This window comes from Gammaproteobacteria bacterium (assembly GCA_013817245.1).
In the GTDB taxonomy this organism is placed as follows: domain Bacteria; phylum Pseudomonadota; class Gammaproteobacteria; order HTCC5015; family HTCC5015; genus JACDDA01.
In genome coordinates this window covers 116,575-137,295 of the sequence record JACDDA010000001.1, presented here as the reverse complement: position 1 = coordinate 137,295, position 20,721 = coordinate 116,575, and the positions used below count along the sequence as shown (strand labels likewise).

Below are 20,721 nucleotides of genomic sequence, written 5' to 3'. Positions count from 1 at the left end.
TAATGGCTAAAACTCCAGCACAATTAGGCGGTGGCAGCATGGGGCGATTCTCTGAATTGCGTCAGCGGCTCGTCTTTTTGCTGTTAGCTTTAGTGATTTATCGCTTAGGTGTGCATATCACTATTCCGGGTGTTGATGCGTCGGTGATGGCGCAAATTTTTGAACAACAGCGCGGCACATTTTTAGGTGTGTTCAATATTTTCTCGGGCGGCGCATTGGAAAAAATGTCGTTGTTTTCGTTAGGCGTAATGCCTTACATCTCGGCATCGATCATTATCCAAATGCTCAGCCATGTGCATGGCCCATGGATTGAATTGCGTAAAGAAGGCGAAAGCGGCCGTCGCAAATTAACTCAATATACGCGCTGGTTCACCGTGATTTTAGCGACGGTTCAGGCGGTGGGTATCGCGATGAATTTACCCAAACTGAGCCCTGGTTTGGTGCCGGTTTATAATGGATCGTTTGTATTTACAGCCGCGATTACTTTAATCACGGGCACGATGTTTTTGATGTGGTTAGGCGAGCAAATTACTGAACGTGGAATTGGTAATGGTATTTCGATGTTGATTTTCGCTGGTATTGTTGCAGGCTTGCCAACATCTATTGCGAACCTTATTCAACAAGCTAGCAATGGTGAAATAAGTAGTTTTGTGGTGATTTTAATTTTTGTAATGGTTGCGGCAGTTACTTATGGTGTTGTATTTGTTGAGCGTAGCCAGCGACGAATACAAGTGCACTACGCCAGACAACAGCACGGTAATCGTACGGCGACCGCGCAAAGTAGTTACTTTCCGTTGAAATTAAATATGGCGGGCGTGATTCCACCGATCTTTGCTTCGTCGATTATTTTATTTCCGGCGACTATTGGTCAATGGTTTGCGCAAGGTGAAGGCATGGGCTGGTTGCGTGATGCCGTGGCTGTGTTGTCACCCGGTCAACCAATTTATATTGCTTTATATGCATTTTTGATTATTTTCTTTTGCTTCTTTTATACGGCACTAGTATTTGATTCACGCGAAACTGCAGATAATTTGAAAAAACAAGGCGCGTTAATTCAAGGTATTCGTCCTGGTGACCAAACGGCACGTTACATTGATAGTGTGATGACGCGTTTGACCTTGATTGGTGCAATTTATATTACGACCGTATGTTTATTGCCTGAAATTTTGATTTTGTTTACCAGCGTGCAATTTTATTTTGGTGGTACATCCTTGCTGATCGTAGTAGTAGTATTAATGGATTTTATGGCGCAAGTACAAGCGCATCTGTTAAGTCACCAATACGAAAGTTTATTGAAGAAAGCTAATTTTAAAGGTTTGGGTGGCGCTGGCTTGCCACGCTAACCAGTACGGGAGTTGAGTTATGAAAGTACGTGCATCAATTAAAAAACTCTGCCGCAACTGCAAAATCGTTCGCAGAAAAGGCGCCGTTCGGGTCATTTGTACCGATCCGCGTCATAAACAGCGTCAAGGTTAAAGAGACTTTAGGAGAATAAGCAATGGCTCGTATTGCGGGTATTAATATTCCAGTTAACAAACATGCATGGGTTGCCTTGACTGCAATCTATGGTATTGGTCGTACGCGTGCATATGTGATTTGCGAGCAAGCCGGTATCAAGCCTGAAACTAAAGTGCGTGATTTAGGTGATGATCAAGTTGAAGTATTACGTGTTGAAGTTGCCAAGTTTACTGTTGAAGGTGATTTACGTCGTGAAGTGTCTATGAGCATCAAGCGTTTGATGGACTTAGGCTGTTATCGCGGTATGCGTCATCGTCGTGGCTTACCTGTCCGCGGTCAACGCACCAAAACAAATGCGCGTACCCGTAAGGGCCCGCGGAAAGCAATTAAGAAATAAACCGAATTTTAGTTGAGGATCTGAAAACACATGGCGAATCCATCGACCACTAAGCGCAAAAAAGTAAAGCGCGTTGTTACCGATGCGGTAGCGCATATCTTTGCTTCGTTTAATAACACGATTGTGACGATTACTGACCGTCAAGGTAATACGCTCAGCTGGGCGACCTCGGGTGGATCTGGTTTTCGTGGCTCACGCAAAAGCACCCCGTTTGCTGCGCAAGTAGCAGCGGAACGTGCAGCGGAAGCAGCGAAGGAATATGGCGTTAAAACAATAGAAGTAATGGTTAAAGGCCCAGGCCCTGGTCGTGAATCGGCAGTGCGTGGATTAAATACAGTGGGTTTTAAAGTTACGAATATCGAAGACGTAACACCACTGCCTCATAACGGTTGTCGTCCGCCTAAGCGTCGACGTGTTTAATACGGGAAGAGTATAAGTTATGGCACGTTATATCGGACCCAAGTGTAAGTTAAGTCGCCGCGAAGGCACGGACCTGTTTTTAAAGTCAGGTGCACGCGCAATTGAATCTAAATGTAATATGGAACGTCCGCCTGGCCAACATGCTGCTAAGCGTGGGCGTTTATCAGATTACGGTTTGCAGTTACGTGAAAAACAAAAATTGCGTCGTATCTATGGTGTATTGGAACGTCAATTCCGTAGCTATTACAAAGAAGCAGCACGCCGTCCGGGTTCAACAGGTGAAAACTTGTTGAAATTATTGGAATGTCGTTTAGATAACGTTGCGTATCGCATGGGTTTTGGTTCAACTCGCGCAGAATCACGTCAATTAGTTAGTCATAAAGCTTTGTTAGTTAACGGCAAGCAAGTCAACATTCCTTCTTATCAAGTTCAAGCGAATGATGAAGTTGCCGTACGTGAAAAATCACGTGCCCAAGCCCGTATTCAAGATGCAATCGAGTTGGCACAACAACGTGGCATATCTGATTGGATTGATGTTGATAGCAAAAAAATGAGTGGTGTGTTTAAGCGTGTTCCAGAGCGCAGCGACTTGCCAGCAGAAATCAATGAATCGCTGGTAGTGGAATTGTACTCTAAGTAAGACTAAGCGCCGGGATAGCGAGTCGAATAACGCAGTATTAACGGAGACGCCGAATAATGTCAGGCAAAGTGACCGAATTTTTAAAACCTCGTTTAGTTGAGGTAGCGAATGTAAGTGAAACGCGTGCACGCGTAGTGCTCGAACCTTTGGAGCGTGGCTTTGGCCATACTTTGGGTAATGCGTTACGTCGCATTCTATTGTCATCTATGCCGGGTGCGGCAGTGACAGAAGTAGAAATCGAAGGTGTGTTACATGAATACACTACGATTGAAGGCGTACAAGAAGACGTTTTAGAAATTTTGTTAAACCTGAAAGGTTTGGCAATTGTTATGCATACGCGTAACGAAACGGTTTTGAGCTTACGTAAAAAAGGTCAAGGCGTAGTGACGGCAGCTGATATCAGCACCGATCATGATGTGGAAATTAAAAACCCACAACACGTGATTGCGAATTTGACGCAAGACGGCGAATTGAACATGACCTTGAAGATTTCAAAAGGTCGTGGTTATCAACCTGCTACTCAACAAAAATCGGAAGAAGACACCAAAGCTATTGGTACTTTGCAATTAGATGCAAGCTTTAGCCCAGTACGTCGTGTTTCTTATTCAGTTGAAAGCGCGCGCGTTGAACAACGTACCGACTTAGATAAATTGGTTATTGATATTGAAACCAATGGAACCTTAGATCCAGAAGAAGCAATTCGTCGTGCAGCGACTATTTTACAACAACAGCTCTCTGTATTTGTTGATTTAGAAGCGACCACACAAATTGAACCTGCGCATCAAATCCCAGAAGTTGATCCGATTTTGTTGCGTCCGGTTGATGATTTGGAATTGACAGTGCGTTCTGCGAATTGTTTGAAAGCAGAAAACATTTATTACATTGGTGATTTGATTCAACGCACAGAAGTTGAGTTGTTGAAAACACCTAATTTAGGCAAAAAATCTCTGAACGAAATCAAAGATGTGCTCGCAAGTTATGGCTTATCTTTAGGTATGCGTTTGGAAAATTGGCCGCCGGCTGGTTTAGAAGCAGGTCGCGATCGGGCAATTGCCTAATCCTTTTATAAAGCAAGACTTCGTGCACGTTAGGTGAAATATGAGACACGGTAAATCAGGTAGAAAACTTAATCGTAACAGTACGCATCGTAAAGCTATGTTTCGCAATATGGCAGCGTCATTGTTCGAACATGAACTAATTAAAACGACTTTGCCTAAAGCAAAAGAACTACGTCGCGTAGCAGAACCTTTGATCACTATGGCCAAAGAAGACAATGTTGCACGCCGTCGTTTAGCGTTTGCACGTTTGCGTGATAATAAAATTGTCAGTAAATTGTTTGTTGAATTAGGCCCACGTTACAAAACTCGTACGGGCGGTTATTTACGTATTTTGAAATGCGGCCCACGTCCTGGTGACAATGCGCCGATGGCGTATGTCGAATTGGTAGATCGTCCAGATGGCGTTAAAGCTGCTTAGTTTTTATAAAGCAATGAACGCAATATAAAAAAGCACCGAAAGGTGCTTTTTTGTTTTAGAGCTACTGGCATAAAATATTTTAAACGTTAGATAAAGCCGTAACTAAAGCGGCGAGAAAACGTGCAGCATCACCACCCGTAATGCCGCGATGATCAAAACTTAATGATAAAGGCAAAAAGCGTCCTCGTTGCCAGCTGTCATTTTGCCAGCGCGGTTCTTGTAAAATGCGACCGGTACCCACAATCGCTACTTGCGGCGGCATTACAATCGGTGTTGCATGAATTCCCGCTAACATCCCGAAATTCGATAAGCTGATGGTTGCGCCACGAATTTGATTAGTTTTTAAAGTACGATTTTTAACTGCTAGTCGTAATTGATTAATGGTTTCACGCAGTTCGAGATCCGACAAAGTATCTGCGCTACGAATCACGGGTGTGCTCAAACCACGCTGACTATCAACCGCTAAACCTAAATGCACATGTTTGTGTTGGAGTAAGGCGGGTGTTTCTGATTCAAACCAACTATTCATTTCCGGTACTGCTTGGCATGCGGTGATGATGGAACGAATTAATTTAACGGTGATGTCGGTGCCGGCTGGCCAATCGCTAATATCCGCTTTTTCCGTCATCGTCGTATTCATAACGTTGTCACGTGCTTGCGCAATTGCGAATACCATCGCGCGGCGTTCAGCTTGTAAAACAACTTCAGTGACATCCTCGTCCGCGAGCTGCGCATTATTAACGCTGTGTTTAGGATATTGCGTTACATGTTGGAGATTGGGAATATTGCCGGCTAAATAAGCGGTGATATCATTTAATTCAATAATATTAGTGTGTGGAATCCGCGTTAATGCTGCATCGTCTAATTTTTGTTTGCGTGCAATTGCATACGCCACACTAGAAATTTGAATACCCGCAATGCTCAATATATTTTCGCGTTGCTGTGCAGGATCAATTTTTGTATTGTTAAAGACAGGTGCTGCAATCACGCTGCCTGTATCTTCTGTCGTGGTAAGAAATGTTACGAGCGGCGCTCCTGTAGAAACCATGTCGCCTGCTTTTCCATGCAGCGTAACGACCTTGCCCGTAAACGGAGAATAAACTTCAACCGCGGCTTTCGCGGTCTCCATTTCGGCTAAGGCTTGTTCCGCATGTATTTCGTCACCTTCGGCAACTAACCAGCGAATAATTTCAGCTTCTGGTAAACCTTCACCTAAATCAGGTAAGCGAAAAATACTCATTGATACTCCATGACACGTAAAACAGCTTCGCGGATACGTTCGACGCTAGGCATATAATAATGTTCCATTTTTGGATAAGGCATAATCGTATCGTAGCCGGTGATGCGTGTTACTGGAGCTTTTAATAATCTCAAGCCGTGTTCCACTAATTCGGCAGCAATTTCGGACGCCACACTGCAATTGCGTGCGGCTTCTTGCACGATAACGCAGCGGCCTGTTTTAGCAACTGATTCAAAAATACTGCGCATATCTAATGGGCTAATTGTTGCAACATCAATGACTTCACAATCGATACTCATTTTGGCTAGCTCATCAGCAACTTGATGGGTCTCACGCAGCATGGCACCCCAGCTAACTAAGGTTATATCACTGCCGACGCGATCAATAAAACAGCTGCCAATGGGATAGGCTTCGTTATTCTTTCCTAAAGCATGTTTTTGTGAACGATAAATACGTTTAGGTTCTAAAAAAATCACTGGATCAGGATCGCGAATTGCTGCGAGTAATAAACCATACGCGCGTGAAGGAGAAGAAGGAATGACTATTTTTAAACCAGGCAAATGCGCGAGTAACGCTTCGGTGCTTTCTGAATGATGTTCGGGTGCATGAATGCCGCCGCCATAAGGCATGCGAATCACCATCGGTAACGTAATGCGACCGCGGGTGCGATTACGCATGCGTGCGACGGCCGTAGCAATTTGATTAAAGCCGGGGAAAATAAAACCCATAAATTGAATTTCAGCGATGGGTCGTAAACCTTGTGATGCCATGCCAACGGATAAACCGACAATCATTGACTCCGCTAAAGGTGTATCCAGTACGCGTTGTTCGCCATATTTTTCGTATAAGCCTTGTGTTACGCGAAACACGCCGCCGGTTTTAGCGATGTCTTGGCCTAATAAAACTACGTCAGGATTATTCGCCATTTCATGATCTAAGGCCAAATTAATACTTTCTGCGATGCTTAAGAGTTGCATGATTTATGAGCCTCGATGTTTGATGACATCATCGCGTTGACTCAATAAGCGTTCCGGTAATTCCGCATATAGAAAATCAAAAATAGCAGTGGGCGCTTGGATCGGCATGTTTAAGAATATCTCAACTTCGCGTTCTACTTCAGCACGACATTCAATTTCTAAGTTAGCATCTTGAGCCGCATCTAACATTTCATTTGTTATTAACCACGTTTTTAAGCGCTTTAAAGGTTCGCGCTGCCATGCTTGATCTAATTCTTCGCTAGCAACATAACGTGTCGCATCATCGATAGTGGTATGCGCACATAAACGATAGGTTAGTGCTTCGATTAATGTTGCACCACCACCGGCACGCGCTTTGGCGAGCGCCGCTTCAGTAACTGCGCGCATAGCAATCACATCGTTACCGTCAACTTGTACGCCTTCAATACCACCGGCAATCGCTTTTTGCGCTAAGGTTTGGCAAGCAGTTTGTCGAGTATTTGGTTCAGATAAAGCCCAGCGATTATTGTTAATGATAATAACCAATGGTAATTGCCACGCGCCTGCGACATTAAGCGCTTCGTAAAAATCACCTTCTGAGGTACCACCATCACCGACTAAAGTTAAGACAGCGCGATTTTTTTGTTGGCGCAATTTAATTGCGCTAGCAACGCCGGCCGCGTGCAATAGTTGGCTCGCAATAACTATGGGAATAGGAAAATCATTTATTAAACGGGGATCCGCAAAATCTGAACCGCGTTCATCACCGCCCCAGTACATTAAAATTTCATGTAGTTTGACGCCACGCCAATAAAGATCAGGTGCGCTGCGATAATAAGGTACAAACACATCGTTGTCCGTTAAACAGCTTGCGGCGCCTATACCCACAGCTTCTTGACCGAGGGTTCCAGTGTAAGTACCCATTTGTCCCGCGCGATGCAGGTTGAGTACTTTAAGATCAAATAAGTGCAGTAATTTGATAGCGCGATATAAAGATAGCATCAAGATTTTGTCATGACAAAATGCCGGTGCTTCGGCACAGAGTTGGCCGTCTTCATTTAGATATTGAATGAAGTTTATATTAAAGTGTGCAACTGATTTGCACTCAGAAAACGTATTAAGTTTGCTTATGCTCATAGGATTATGCAGTTGCACTATAACAATTTAAAATAGGATGCTGGAAATTATCTAACAAAATAAGTCCCATCCAAATACATCAAAGGATCAAGTTGGGGTGCGATAACAATTTCGATAATACGCCCGATAAAAATACTATGGCTAGCATAACATAGCGAGCTTTCGGCCTTGCAGAAAATATTAGTTTGCGCATGTTGTAAAAAGGGTAAATCGTGACGCATAAGCCATTCGCCTTGTTGAAAACGGGCTTCGCCTTCTGCGCCCCATGCGCAATCATCAGCCAGTGACTGTTGTGTTGGGTTGAGTGTGTTAACGCAAAATTGACCGCTTTCTTCAATAGCTTGATGTAAGCCGCCTTGACGATTGACACAGATTAATAATGATGGCGGCGTCATCGATAATGAAGTAATTGATGTTGCGGTCATGGCATGTCGTGCGCCATTGTTTTTAACCGCAGTAACAATGTGCACTGAGTGTGCAAAATGTCGAAAGGCTAATTTAGCTTGTTGATCTAATGGCGTCATAAGCAATATATTATCAGTGAGTCAGTAAAGGTCATTGCTTATTGCTGCAATTTTGCACGTAAATAATGTCCCGTATAAGAGCGGGGATTTTTTGCGATCGTTTCAGGTGGACCAAAAGCAATAATTTCGCCGCCACCTGCGCCACCTTCTGGGCCGAGATCAATCAACCAATCAGCTGTTTTGATGACGTCGAGATTGTGTTCGATGACGACGATAGTGTTGCCATCATTGCGCAAGCGATGCAACACCGCTAATAATTGTTCAATGTCATGAAAATGCAATCCGGTCGTAGGTTCGTCGAGAATATATAAAGTGTTACCTGTATCTCGTTTGGATAATTCGCGTGATAACTTCACGCGCTGTGCTTCGCCGCCTGACAATGTTGTCGCATTTTGTCCTAGCGTAATATAAGACAAACCGACATCTAATAATGTTTGTAACTTTCGATGAATCACTGGAATGTTTTCAAAAAAAGCGGCAGCTGTTTCTACTGTCATTTCCAACACTTCAAAAATGTTTTTGCCTTTATAGCGAATATCTAAAGTTTCACGATTATAACGTTTGCCTTTGCAAACATCGCAAGACACATAAATATCGGGCAAGAAATGCATTTCTACTTTAATAACGCCATCACCTTGGCAGGCTTCACAACGGCCACCTTGCACATTAAAACTAAACCGACCAGGTAAATAACCGCGCGCACGTGATTCTTGCGCGCCGGCAAATAATTCACGAATGGGCGTAAACAAACCTGTGTAGGTTGCTGGATTAGAGCGCGGTGTACGACCAATAGGACTTTGATCAATATCCACTACTTTATCAATATGTTCCATACCTTGAATTTTTTCGCAAGGTGCGGTATCCAAACTAGAGCGATTTAAATAATTAGCAAAATGTCGATAAAGAGTATCGTTAATTAAAGTGGATTTTCCTGAACCAGAAACGCCGGTAATGCAGGTTAATAAGCCACAAGGAATTTCAGCAGACACATTTTTTAAATTATTGCCGCTGGCGCCGATTAATTTTAAAACCTTTTTTGCATCATAGGGCGTGCGTTTGGTAGGCACCGCAATACGACGTTTGCCCGACAGATATTGACCGGTAATAGAAGCGGGATTATCTAATACTTGTTGAGGTGTACCTTGTGCAATGATTTGTCCACCATGTGCACCTGCGCCAGGGCCAATATCGACGACGTAGTCTGCATGTAAAATAGCGTCTTCATCATGTTCAACCACGATGACGGTATTACCTAAGTCGCGCAAATAAGTAAGCGTCGTAATTAAACGATCATTATCGCGTTGGTGCAAACCAATGGAGGGTTCATCTAATACATACATAACACCCACTAAGCCAGCGCCAATTTGACTCGCTAAACGAATGCGTTGTGCTTCACCACCGGATAATGTTTCTGCGCTGCGATCTAACGTTAAATAATCTAAACCGACGTTGACTAAAAATGATAAGCGCAAATTAATTTCGGCAACAATTTTTTTGGCAATTTCGCCGCGATGCCCGGGCAACGTAAGTTTTTGAAAAAACCGACTGGTATCTCCAATTCCCATAGCAGTAATACTGGGCAAAGGTTTTTCGCTAATAAACACATTTCGTGCTGCTTCATTTAAACGAGTGCCATTGCAACTAGAGCAAGAATGTACGGCTAAATATTTTGCGAGTTCTTCTCGTACCGCTTGCGATTCGGTTTCCTTATAGCGCCGTTCCATGTTGGGAATGATGCCTTCGAAAGGATGGGTCTTTTTAACTTTTTGACCGCGATCCCCCACGTAATTAAATACAATTGGATCTTCACCGCTGCCCAATAAAATAACGTGTTGAATTTTTTTCGGTAAATCTTCAAAAGGAGTTTCAATATCGAATTTATAATGTTTACTTAAAGAGGTGAGCATTTGAAAATAATATGCGTTCCGCCGATCCCAGCCGCGCACTGCGCCGCCGGCTAAGCTGAGTTGTGGATTGCTGGCTACTTTGGCGGGATCAAAAAATTGTTCAACGCCTAAACCATCGCAACGTGGACATGCGCCGGATGGATTGTTAAAAGAAAATAAACGCGGCTCTAATTCAGACAAGCTATAACCACAATGTGGACACGCAAGTTTTGCGGAAAACATTATTTCTGCGCCATCGCTTTTATCCATGGGTGCAATAATGGCGATGCCATCCGCCATATTGAGCGCCGTTTCAAAAGACTCTGCTAAGCGTTGCGCAATATCCGCGCGGACTTTAAAACGATCAATGACAACTTCAATAGTATGTTTGCGCCGTAAGTCTAATTTTGGCGGATCGTCTAATTCAAATACATCACCATCAATACGCGCGCGTAAAAAACCCTGCGCGTGTAATTGTTCTAGTAATTGTACGTATTCACCTTTGCGATCTTGAATGACCGGCGCTAACAACATCAGGCGTCGGTCTTCAGGTAATGCTAAAACATGATCCACCATTTGACTGACGGTTTGGGCGTCTAATGACACGCCATGTTCTGGGCAGCGTGGTGTACCCGCACGCGCATAAAGGAGTCGTAGGTAATCATAAATTTCAGTGACAGTACCTACGGTCGAACGTGGATTATGTGATGTAGATTTTTGTTCGATTGAAATGGCGGGTGATAAGCCTTCAATATGATCGACATCGGGTTTTTCCATGACCGATAAAAATTGTCGTGCATACGATGATAATGATTCAACGTAACGGCGTTGACCTTCGGCGAAAATGGTGTCGAACGCCAATGAGGATTTTCCAGAGCCTGATAAGCCGGTGATAACGATAAGTTTGTCGCGTGGCAGGTCAAGATCGATATTCTTGAGATTGTGGGTACGTGCGCCGCGAATTTTGATGGTATTCATAAGCTTCCAGACTACATAAACGCGACATTATATAGGAGCCAGTAATCTGATGTGTCGGCTATCCCGCTTTGTATTTGACGGGAACGAAAGAAACAGCAGAACCTGAGAATTTGCGGCACCTGTAGGAAGCATTTTTGGTAAACTGCGCGGCTTGGTCCTAATGCCCGATGTGGTTGCAGGGAATTTATAAGAAAGTTGGTGGCCTATCTGTTTGTGGATGGGATGCTATCTAGGATAAATGTAGCTAGTGATTGCTGAACAGCCGGAAAACACCAGTTTTAAGTTGAATGCATTGGAGCGCCGCAGCGCCCTGATGTTGTCGTTTGTGTACGCCACCCGTATGTTGGGTTTGTTCATGATCTTGCCAGTTTTGGCTTTATATTCCCAAGACTTGGTCGGTGCGACCGCTCTTGGCATGGGCTTGGCGATGGGTATTTATGGCCTGACGCAGGCTTGTTTGCAGATTCCAGCAGGTTGGTTGTCAGATCGAGTAGGACGTAAGCCTGTGATTGTAATAGGTTTATTGTTTTTTGCGGTGGGTAGTTATGTGTCGGCTGAAGCCCATACGATGACCCAATTATTGGTAGGGCGGGCGTTGCAAGGTTGTGGAGCGGTGGCGGGTGTCGTTTTAGCTTTGGCGGCGGACCTGACCCGTGATGAACAGCGTTCTAAAGTCATGGCTTTTATTGGCGCGAGCATTGGTTTGTCGTTTGTGGTGGCGTTGATCATGGGCCCACTATTATATGGATGGATTGGCGGTGCTGGGATTTTCTGGGTGACGGGTGCATTGTCATTGGTAGCCTTGGTATTGGTGGTGTGGGCGGTGCCTTCGCCCGTGCGGATTACGCAAGCTATACAAGTCCCGTTGAGTACCGTCTGGCGGGATGCTTATTTGTGGTATTTAAATTTTTCGATTTTTGTTTTACATCTCGTGCTTACCGCCTGCTTTTTTTCGATTCCACTGAAATTAACCAGTATGGGCCTCTCTTTGGCAGAGCATTGGAAAGTGTATTTAGGCGTGATGTTATTCGCTTTGTTGATAATGGTGCCTGCGTTGATGTATTTCGAACGACGTAAACGCAGTGCGACACTGATGTGTTTAGCTATCGGCGCATTGTTAATTGGTACACTGATTGCCGAGTTAGCAGGACAGCATTTATGGGCGGTGTGTTTTGGGTTGCTCGTTTTTTTTGCGGGCTTCAACACTTTAGAAGCGATTTTACCTTCGACCATTTCGCGGCATGTTGCACCGGAAATCAAAGGTGCGGCGCTAGGCATGTATTCTACTAGCCAGTTTTTAGGCAGCTTTGCCGGCGGCGTGCTCGCAGGCGCTATTTATCAACAGTTTAAGGGTGGCGTATTGTGGTTAATGATCGCCATGATTGCTGTTTGGGCGGTATTAGCGATTTGGATGACGTGGAAACGTGCAGCATTAATCTCCGCGCCTATCTCGGTTTCTCATTGAGTAATGTTATGAATCAAACACCACAAAATATTTGGCGTTACCGAGATTTGTTTTTTAATTTAGTACGTAAAGAAGTCAAAGTACGTTACATGGGTGCGTTGTTGGGTTTTTTATGGTCGTTTGGTAACCCATTAATTTTCACACTTGTTTATTATTTTGTTTTTACGTATGTGTTTCCAAGTGGGCAACCTAATTTTGCATTGTTTGTATTAACCGGAATTTTGCATTGGTCGTTGTTTGCGCAATCAATCAGTCAAGCGAGTGAGTCGTTGACGAGTAATGGTGATCTCATAAAAAAAGTAAACTTTCCCCGTATTTTAGTTCCATTATCTAATTTTGGTGTCAATGTTGTGTTTTGGGTCGTAGCAATGATGATTTATTGCGTGAGTTACGTGCCCTTAGGTGGGAAAATTCCTTTCCACACACTGTGGTTATATCCGGTAATAGTAACGCTGTATTTCGCGTTGATTATTGGTTTGAGTTTACTGTTGAGTGTGATGTACGTCTCTTTGCGAGACATTAAACATTTGGTTGAGATCGGGTTACAAGTATTATTTTGGGCTAGTGCAATTTTGTATGAGCCACGTATGTTGTCTGAAAAAGTACAGCATGTCGTCATGTTAAATCCATTAAGTTGGTATATGTCGAGTATGCGAGATGTATTGTTTTATGGCTTATATCCTTCAATAACCATAATGCTGGCAATTACCGCATTATCATTTTCTGTGTTAGGCGCGGGTTTGTGGGTATATAAAACTCGAGTTCCTTATTTGGTTGATAAGTTATGAATGCTCCCTTAGCAATTATCGTAGATAATGTTAGCGTTCAGTTTGTGCTAACACATAATGGTTCATATCGTTTAAAAGCCAAAATAATTGGTTGGTTTAAACAACGATGGCGCGAACGTCGTGAGAATTTTACCGCGCTGGATAAAGTGTCTTTGTCTATCAAACAAGGCGAAGCGGTAGCTTTATTAGGACACAATGGCTCAGGCAAAAGTACGTTACTGAAGATCATCGCAGGCATTTTGCAGCCCACTAGTGGCGCAATAAAAACGCAGGGGCGTATCGTACCCATGATCGAATTAGGCGTGGGTTTTCATCCTGATTTAACGGGATTAGAAAATATATTTCTTAATGCGAGTTTGTTCGGGGTTTCGAATGAAGAAACTCGTCGCAAGTTGGATGATATTGTTGAGTTTTCTGGGTTAGGTAATTTTATTGATGTGCCGGTAAAAAATTATTCTTCTGGCATGTACGCAAGGCTGGGATTTTCTGTTGCTGTGCATTTGGAGCCGGATATTTTATTGGCTGATGAAATTTTAGCGGTAGGAGACCAGGCATTTAAAGACAAATGCCTCGAGAGAATTCAACAATTGCGTAACAAAGGGATGACATTAATTTTAGTAACGCATGACGCTGGTCAAGCCAAGCAGTTTTGCCAGCGTTATGTGCATTTAGATCACGGAAAAATAATAGACCAAGGCATATTTTAAATTCATTTGAATAAAGTTAGGAGGCGACGATGGCAAGAGGAATTAATAAAGTTATTTTAGTGGGGCATTTAGGTGCAGATCCTGAAATTCGTTATATGCCCAGCGGTGCAGCGGTTGCTAACTTAAGCTTGGCGACAACTGAGAGCTGGAAAGATAAAAATTCCGGCGAAAAACAAGAACGAACTGAATGGCATCGTATTGTATTATTTGCGCGGCTTGCTGAAATTGCGGGTGAGTATCTAAAGAAAGGCGCGCAAGTTTATATAGAAGGTCGTTTGCAAACACGCAAGTGGCAAGATAAGTCAGGCCAAGATCGCTATACCACTGAAATTGTGGGCGGTGATATGCAAATGTTAGGCGGTGGTTCTGGTGGCGGGCGTAGCGCGTCTTATGACAATACTGCAAATAATAGCGGTGATAATTATAGTGAAAAACCACCTATGCGCAGCGCTGATGATTTTGATGACGACATTCCTTTTTGATTTTATTTCATTAAATAGAAAAATCATGTTTTTTATTATCATAAGTTTTAGTGTGCCGCGATAATAACCTGAAGGTCTGTGTATGGTTTTTAGTTCAGCAATTTTTTTGTTTTTTTTCTTGCCTGTTGTTTTGGCGATTTACTTTGTATTACCGTGGCGGCTAAAAAATATGTTTTTAACCGCAGCAAGCATATTTTTTTATGCTTGGGGTGAGCTAGCTTACGTTTTTGTAATGTTGGTTTCGATACTTTTTAATTATATTTTTGGATTGTGGATTGGACGTGAAATAAATTCCCAGCAGAACCGCGCTAAAACCGTGCTGTTTCTGGCTGTGAGCGGCAATTTAATTTTACTGGCTTATTATAAATACGCTAACTTTTTTGTTGATAGCTTCAATCAGTTATTCTTAGGTTTGTCTTTGCCCGCAGTTGAATTGATGCCAGTCCACTTACCTTTAGGCATATCGTTTTTTACATTCCATTCGATTTCTTATTTGGTCGACATCTATCGTAAGAAAGCTGAAGCGCAGCGTAGTTTGGCGGATATGGCGCTTTATATTTCTATGTTCCCGCAGTTAGTGGCAGGCCCGATCATCCGTTATCATGATGTATCGAAACAAATTATTAGCCGTTATGTTAACGCTGAACTTTTTGCCAGCGGCATACAAAGATTTATTATTGGGCTAGCAAAAAAAGTATTAATTGCTAACACACTAGGAGAAATTGCAGATCAGATTTTTGCTTTACCTGCGGGCGAGATGTCTCTTAGTACGGCATGGTTAGGTATAGTTTGTTATACCTTGCAAATCTATTTTGATTTTTCCGGTTATTCAGACATGGCAATAGGTCTGGCACGAATGTTTGGATTTCATTTCTTAGAAAACTTTAATTATCCATATATCTCTCGTTCCATCCAGGAGTTTTGGCGTCGCTGGCATATTTCTTTATCTAATTGGTTTAGAGATTATCTGTATATTCCTTTGGGCGGCAATAAAGTAAGTGCTTGGCGTGTGTATGTGAATTTATGGATTGTATTTTTGCTGTGTGGGTTTTGGCATGGCGCCAGTTGGAACTTTGTAATTTGGGGTGCATTGCACGGATGCTATTTAATTATTGAAAGATTGGGGCTAATAAAGTTGCTTGATAAGTTGTGGACGCCCCTTCCGCAAATATATGTAATGTTGCTGGTAATGATAGGTTGGGTATTTTTTAAAGCTGATGATTTACCCCATGCGATTGATTATTTGTCGGCAATGTTTATAGGTGGCAATGGAATGCCAAGTTATGTGGCTTCCAGATACTTAGATACAAAAGCGATCTTGATGTTAGGGTGCGGAGTTATTGCGGCGACACCTCTGGCAAGCAACTTTTTTTATAAATTTTCGGAATATGCTCAAAGAGGCAGCCTGACGTATCTTGCATACCCGATGTTTTGTTTTGCTAGAGTCTTTTTATTAATTGCTTTGTTTTATTTGTGTGTCTTGTTGATTGCTGCAGGCACTTATAATCCTTTTATTTATTTCAGGTTTTAGTATGCCAAAAAAAATAAGCGATTTAGTTTTATTGATTATTTTTTCTTCATTTCTATGGCTTCCATTATATGGTTTTTTTATTGCTGATAAAAAAATATATTCTCCAAATGAAAAGAGAACGTTGGCGCAAAAGCCTGAATTTAGCTCGATTAAAACCCTGGATTTTTTCGTTAAAGATTACACGTCTTATTTTAATGATCATTTTGGTTATAGAGAAAGACTGGTGGGTTCATATAATAAGGTTCTTAATTTGTTGGGGGTGAGTTCGACTAGTAAAAAGGTTATAGAGGGAAAAAACGGTTGGTATTTTTATGCCGGTGACGCAGTTATTGATCAGTATTCCACCTCCTTTACTGAGGATGAATTGCAAAAATGGGCGCAACATTTAGAGCAAAAGCGACAATGGCTAGAGCAACGAGGCATCGTTTATTTGTTTGTAATCCCACCGAACTCGCATACTATTTATTCTGAATTTATGCCGGACTGGTTTCTGCAAACAAAAAAAGAGTCTAGAAAGGATCAGTTGCTTAGTTATTTGCAAAAACATACGAAAGTAGATGTTCTAGATTTGGCACCGGCTTTGTTGGAAGTAAAAAAATCAACCCTTGTATACTATAAGACAGATACACATTGGAATCGCTTGGGCGCAAGTGTTGCGCGTTATGAAATAGAGAAAAAGCTACACCAAAGAATTCCGTCGATATCTCCTGCTTCATATCTGAATGACGACTTTATATGGTCTCCTCGACCAGAATCCGGTGATTTGGCCGTAATGTTAGGGCTTGATAAAAACATAAGAGAAGATGCGCCCTTTTTTGACAATCCAAAAATGCAATCTTGTGATCAGAATATTCCTGTTCAATCTTATGGCTTCAAATTCAGAGGTCTTCCTCCACAGGCGACTGAGTGCGATGGGCAGTTGAAGCTTTTAATATTTCATGATTCATATGCGTATGGGTTGGAAGCATTGGCTTTGAATTTCAAAAAAGTGGTATATCTGTGGCGTTTTGCAGATGACATGAAAGTATTAGAGCATTATGTAAATGTAGAGAAGCCCGATGTTGTTATTGAAGAGAGAGTTGAAAGGTTTCTAAGCGATGTACCTTAGGTTTAATTAAATGACGTTTTTAGTGTGTTGACATAGAAGTTATTGGTTTTTTTTCAGCAACCACTTTTGTTGGTTTTAGGTAAAAAATCAATTTTCTATAACAGGATGAGAATGCGGTATGACTATATTTGTGACGGGTGGCGCAGGTTTTATTGGGGCGAATTTCGTCTTGGATTGGCTGCGTGAGAATGAAGAAATTGTAATTAACCTGGATAAAATGACATATGCCGGCAATCTGGAAACGCTGGCGAGTTTGCAAGGCGATAAGCGCCATCAGTTTGTGCAAGGTGATATCGCAGATGCTGTGCTTGTTGAAAAGTTACTGAATACTTATCAGCCGCGCGCCATTATTCATTTTGCTGCGGAAAGCCATGTCGATCGTTCGATACACGGGCCTGAGGATTTTATACAAACCAATATTGTCGGTACGTTTCGTTTATTAGAATCGACCAGATTGTATTGGAATCAATTAACCGATGATAAAAAACGCAGTTTTCGTTTTTTACATGTTTCTACTGATGAAGTGTACGGTTCTTTATCTGATTCGGATCACGCTTTTGTTGAAACAAAACAATATGAGCCCAATAGTCCTTATTCAGCAAGTAAAGCGGCAAGTGATCATTTGGTGCGCGCCTATCATCATACTTATGGTCTGCCGGTCTTAACGACAAACTGTTCTAACAACTATGGCCCTTACCAATTTCCAGAAAAACTGATTCCTCTTGTTGTTCATAATGCATTAGCCGGTAAACCTCTACCCATTTATGGCGATGGCCTGAATGTGCGTGATTGGTTATATGTGGGTGATCATTGTGCGGCGATTCGTGAAGTATTGCTCAGAGGTGTGCTGGGTGAAACGTATAATATTGGTGGTTGGAATGAGAAACCCAATATAGATATCGTCCATATATTATGCGCCTTGTTAGATGAGTTACACCCGCGTACAGACGGTGCATCATACAAAACACAAATTACTTTTGTTAAAGATCGGCCAGGACATGATCGTCGATATGCAATTGATGCTACTAAAATTTATAAAGAACTAGGCTGGAAACCGGCGGAAACATTTGAAACTGGCATTCGTAAAACAGTGCAGTGGTATCTTGATAATCAATATTGGGTGGAGAACATTCAATCAGGTGCTTATCGTGAATGGATCGAGAAAAATTATTCTGAGCGCGTATCGTGAAGATTTTGCTCTTAGGTAAAAATGGACAGGTTGGTTGGGAGTTGCAACGTTCACTGGCACCGTTGGGTGAATTGATTGCGTTAGATCGGCACAGTAAAGATTATTGCGGGGATTTAACTAATTTGCTCGGCATTGCAGAGACAGTCTATAAAATAAAACCAGATATTATTGTTAATGCTGCAGCGTATACAGCAGTAGATAACGCTGAAACGGAAGTGGTTCTAGCGCACACCATTAATGCATTAGCACCCGGTGTGCTAGCTAAGGCCGCTCATGAGTTGGGCGCTTGGTTGATTCATTATTCTACGGACTATGTGTTTAATGGCGCCGGTCACAAGCCTTGGTTAGAAGGCGATGCAGTAGCCCCGCTTAATGTTTATGGCAAAACAAAGTATGACGGTGAGCAGGCTATTATAAATAACTGCAATCGCTATTTGATATTTCGCACTAGTTGGGTATATGCGGCACGTGGTGCTAATTTTGCTAAAACGATGTTGCGTTTAGCGCGTGAACGGGATCGTTTGACCGTTATCAATGATCAGGTTGGTGCGCCTACAAGTGCCGAGTTAATCGCTGATGTCACCGCTCATGCTATTCGTTTTTCGCACATGCGAAAGGATGTTGCCGGAATTTATCATCTGGCTGCACAGGGTGAAACTTCTTGGTATGACTATGCGCATTTTGTAATTGATGGTGCGCGTGCACTCCATGTGGAGTTAAAAGTAGCAAATGAAGCCATTACCCCAATTCCAACAACTGCTTTTCCAACACCCGCAGCAAGGCCGCATAATTCGCGGTTAAATACTAATAAATTATGCAGCACATTTGAACTGGTGTTGCCTGCCTGGCAGATAGGCGTTAATCGTATGCTTAGAGAAACTTTAGAGAAATCATGATGAAAAAAAGAAAAGGTATTATTCTTGCCGGTGGTTCAGGCACACGACTGTATCCTGTGACAACCTCGATATCTAAACAGTTATTACCTATTTATGATAAGCCGATGATTTATTATCCGCTGAGCTCATTAATGTTGGCGGGGATTAATGAAATCTTAATTATTAGTACGCCTCAAGACATACCACGTTTCGAACAGTTATTAGGTGATGGCAGCGCATGGGGAATTAATTTGCAATATGCAGTACAGCCCAGCCCCGATGGTTTAGCGCAAGCTTTTATAATAGGCGAGAAATTTTTAGACGGAGCACCCGCAGCTTTAGTTTTAGGCGACAATATTTTTCACGGACATGAGTTCCAGCATTTGTTGAATAGTGCAATGCAGCGCACAACTGGCGCTACGGTATTCGCTTATCATGTGCATGATCCAGAGCGCTATGGGGTCGCTGAATTTGATAGTGAAAATCGCGTTATCTCGTTAGAAGAAAAGCCGTTAAAACCAAAATCTAACTATGCAGTTACCGGACTTTATTTTTATGATGAACAAGTTGTCGACATTGCAAAAACCTTAAAACCTTCTCCGCGTGGAGAACTTGAGATCACTGATCTTAATCGTATGTATTTAGAAAAAAATCAATTAGCTATTGAAATTATGGGCCGCGGTTATGCATGGCTAGATACAGGAACGCATGATAGTTTATTAGAAGCAAGCCAATTCATTGCTACGTTAGAACGCCGTCAAGGTTTAAAAGTCGCATGCCCAGAAGAAATTGCTTGGCGCCGCGGCTGGATCGATGACAATAAGCTGCATGAATTAGCTAAGCCGCTAGCAAAAAATGGTTATGGCCAATATTTATTGGGTTTAACGAAAGAGAAGATTTTCTAATGATAGCTAAAAAACTAGCGATTCCAGATGTTGTATTGTTTGAGCCCAAAGTATTTGGCGATGAAAGAGGTTTTTTCTTTGAAAGCTTTAATCAACGAGCTTTTGAAGAAGCAACCGGTCTTAAAAGAAGTTTCGTGCAAGATAACCACTCCAAATCACAACAAGGCGTTTTGCGTGGACTGCATTACCAGTTGTCACCCAAAGCCCAAGGTAAATTAGTGCGTGTGATAGAAGGCGAAGTTTTTGATGTTGCTGTCGATATTCGTAAAAGCTCGCCGACCTTTGGGCAATGGGTTGGAGAAATTTTGTCCGCTGAAAATAAAAAACAATTATGGGTACCAGAAGGTTTTGCGCATGGCTTTTTAACGTTATCTGCTACAGCTGAATTTCTTTATAAAACCACGGAATATTATGCGCCGGAATTAGAGTGTTGCATTTTATGGAATGATCCGATAATTGCGATTCAATGGCCTAGCATGATTGAGCCGCAATTATCTAGTAAAGATCAATTGGGCATGACTATAACCGCAGCTGCGCTTTTCCCGTGATTTATTTTGTG

The 20,721-nt window shown here is 42.4% G+C and carries 22 protein-coding genes; 17 read left to right on the top strand and 5 right to left on the bottom strand.

Going from position 1 to position 20,721, the window contains the following annotated elements:
- Positions 1 to 2 precede the first annotated feature (2 nt).
- From secY to rplQ, 7 genes are read left to right on the top strand one after another with little or no spacing between them, the layout of a single operon-like run.
- Positions 3 to 1,343, top strand: a complete 1,341-nt coding sequence (gene secY / locus H0W44_00705) for a preprotein translocase subunit SecY (protein MBA3580952.1) — start codon at positions 3 to 5, stop codon at positions 1,341 to 1,343.
- Between the two features lie 19 nt (positions 1,344 to 1,362).
- The gene (gene rpmJ / locus H0W44_00700) at positions 1,363 to 1,476 is read left to right on the top strand and encodes a 50S ribosomal protein L36 (GenBank protein MBA3580951.1); all 114 of its coding nucleotides are present in this window, start codon (positions 1,363 to 1,365) and stop codon (positions 1,474 to 1,476) included.
- Between the two features lie 22 nt (positions 1,477 to 1,498).
- A complete protein-coding gene (rpsM, locus tag H0W44_00695) occupies positions 1,499 to 1,855 on the top strand; it encodes a 30S ribosomal protein S13 (GenBank protein ID MBA3580950.1) in 357 nt (118 codons plus the stop codon).
- A 30-nt stretch (positions 1,856 to 1,885) separates the two neighbouring features.
- Complete coding sequence (gene rpsK / locus H0W44_00690; GenBank protein MBA3580949.1) at positions 1,886 to 2,275, top strand: 30S ribosomal protein S11; 390 nt, start codon at positions 1,886 to 1,888, stop codon at positions 2,273 to 2,275.
- 19 nt (positions 2,276 to 2,294) lie between these two features.
- Positions 2,295 to 2,915, top strand: coding sequence for a 30S ribosomal protein S4 (rpsD, locus tag H0W44_00685; GenBank protein MBA3580948.1), 621 nt, complete (start codon positions 2,295 to 2,297; stop codon positions 2,913 to 2,915).
- Between the two features lie 56 nt (positions 2,916 to 2,971).
- Positions 2,972 to 3,973, top strand: a complete 1,002-nt coding sequence (rpoA, locus tag H0W44_00680) for a DNA-directed RNA polymerase subunit alpha (protein MBA3580947.1) — start codon at positions 2,972 to 2,974, stop codon at positions 3,971 to 3,973.
- Positions 3,974 to 4,013: 40 nt separating this feature from the next.
- Positions 4,014 to 4,391, top strand: coding sequence for a 50S ribosomal protein L17 (rplQ, locus tag H0W44_00675; protein MBA3580946.1), 378 nt, complete (start codon positions 4,014 to 4,016; stop codon positions 4,389 to 4,391).
- A 79-nt stretch (positions 4,392 to 4,470) separates the two neighbouring features.
- Here the strand turns inward: rplQ and H0W44_00670 are convergent, their stop codons facing one another.
- The 5 genes from H0W44_00670 to uvrA are packed head-to-tail and all read right to left on the bottom strand — an operon-like array spanning position 4,471 to position 11,112.
- Positions 4,471 to 5,631, bottom strand: coding sequence for a 2-oxo acid dehydrogenase subunit E2 (locus H0W44_00670; GenBank protein MBA3580945.1), 1,161 nt, complete (start codon positions 5,629 to 5,631; stop codon positions 4,471 to 4,473).
- On the bottom strand, positions 5,628 to 6,608 hold the full coding sequence (locus H0W44_00665; protein ID MBA3580944.1) for an alpha-ketoacid dehydrogenase subunit beta: 981 nt from the start codon (positions 6,606 to 6,608) through the stop codon (positions 5,628 to 5,630). Before H0W44_00665 ends, H0W44_00670 begins: the two co-directional genes overlap by 4 nt.
- Before the next feature lie 3 nt (positions 6,609 to 6,611).
- A complete protein-coding gene (locus tag H0W44_00660) occupies positions 6,612 to 7,724 on the bottom strand; it encodes a thiamine pyrophosphate-dependent dehydrogenase E1 component subunit alpha (GenBank protein ID MBA3580943.1) in 1,113 nt (370 codons plus the stop codon).
- Between the two features lie 47 nt (positions 7,725 to 7,771).
- Entirely contained in the window at positions 7,772 to 8,248 is a 477-nt protein-coding gene (locus H0W44_00655) for a flavin reductase family protein (protein ID MBA3580942.1), read from the bottom strand.
- Between the two features lie 38 nt (positions 8,249 to 8,286).
- The gene (gene uvrA / locus H0W44_00650; protein MBA3580941.1) at positions 8,287 to 11,112 is read right to left on the bottom strand and encodes an excinuclease ABC subunit UvrA; all 2,826 of its coding nucleotides are present in this window, start codon (positions 11,110 to 11,112) and stop codon (positions 8,287 to 8,289) included.
- A gap of 247 nt (positions 11,113 to 11,359) precedes the next feature.
- On the opposite strand from uvrA, the gene H0W44_00645 reads away from it, so the two are divergent.
- From H0W44_00645 to rfbC, 10 genes are all read left to right on the top strand, one after another.
- A complete protein-coding gene (locus tag H0W44_00645; protein MBA3580940.1) occupies positions 11,360 to 12,577 on the top strand; it encodes an MFS transporter in 1,218 nt (405 codons plus the stop codon).
- Positions 12,578 to 12,585: 8 nt separating this feature from the next.
- Positions 12,586 to 13,365: an ABC transporter permease gene (locus tag H0W44_00640; GenBank protein ID MBA3580939.1), complete on the top strand. Its 780-nt coding sequence runs from the start codon at positions 12,586 to 12,588 to the stop codon at positions 13,363 to 13,365.
- Positions 13,362 to 14,072, top strand: coding sequence for an ABC transporter ATP-binding protein (locus H0W44_00635; protein ID MBA3580938.1), 711 nt, complete (start codon positions 13,362 to 13,364; stop codon positions 14,070 to 14,072). Before H0W44_00640 ends, H0W44_00635 begins: the two co-directional genes overlap by 4 nt.
- Positions 14,073 to 14,101: 29 nt before the next feature.
- Complete coding sequence (gene ssb, locus H0W44_00630; GenBank protein MBA3580937.1) at positions 14,102 to 14,554, top strand: single-stranded DNA-binding protein; 453 nt, start codon at positions 14,102 to 14,104, stop codon at positions 14,552 to 14,554.
- 82 nt (positions 14,555 to 14,636) lie between these two features.
- The gene (locus tag H0W44_00625) at positions 14,637 to 16,085 is read left to right on the top strand and encodes an MBOAT family protein (GenBank protein MBA3580936.1); all 1,449 of its coding nucleotides are present in this window, start codon (positions 14,637 to 14,639) and stop codon (positions 16,083 to 16,085) included.
- Position 16,086: 1 nt separating this feature from the next.
- Positions 16,087 to 17,193, top strand: coding sequence for a hypothetical protein (locus tag H0W44_00620; protein ID MBA3580935.1), 1,107 nt, complete (start codon positions 16,087 to 16,089; stop codon positions 17,191 to 17,193).
- A gap of 118 nt (positions 17,194 to 17,311) precedes the next feature.
- Positions 17,312 to 18,382 carry a dTDP-glucose 4,6-dehydratase gene (gene rfbB, locus H0W44_00615; protein MBA3580934.1) on the top strand — a complete coding sequence of 357 codons (1,071 nt, stop codon included), beginning with the start codon at positions 17,312 to 17,314 and terminating at the stop codon, positions 18,380 to 18,382.
- Positions 18,379 to 19,278, top strand: coding sequence for a dTDP-4-dehydrorhamnose reductase (rfbD, locus tag H0W44_00610; protein MBA3580933.1), 900 nt, complete (start codon positions 18,379 to 18,381; stop codon positions 19,276 to 19,278). The genes rfbB and rfbD overlap by 4 nt, the downstream gene beginning before the upstream one ends.
- Positions 19,278 to 20,162 (top strand): glucose-1-phosphate thymidylyltransferase RfbA, encoded by an 885-nt coding sequence (gene rfbA / locus H0W44_00605; GenBank protein MBA3580932.1) that lies wholly within the window; start codon positions 19,278 to 19,280, stop codon positions 20,160 to 20,162. The genes rfbD and rfbA overlap by 1 nt, the downstream gene beginning before the upstream one ends.
- Positions 20,162 to 20,710, top strand: a complete 549-nt coding sequence (gene rfbC, locus H0W44_00600) for a dTDP-4-dehydrorhamnose 3,5-epimerase (protein MBA3580931.1) — start codon at positions 20,162 to 20,164, stop codon at positions 20,708 to 20,710. Before rfbA ends, rfbC begins: the two co-directional genes overlap by 1 nt.
- Positions 20,711 to 20,721: the final 11 nt, after the last annotated feature.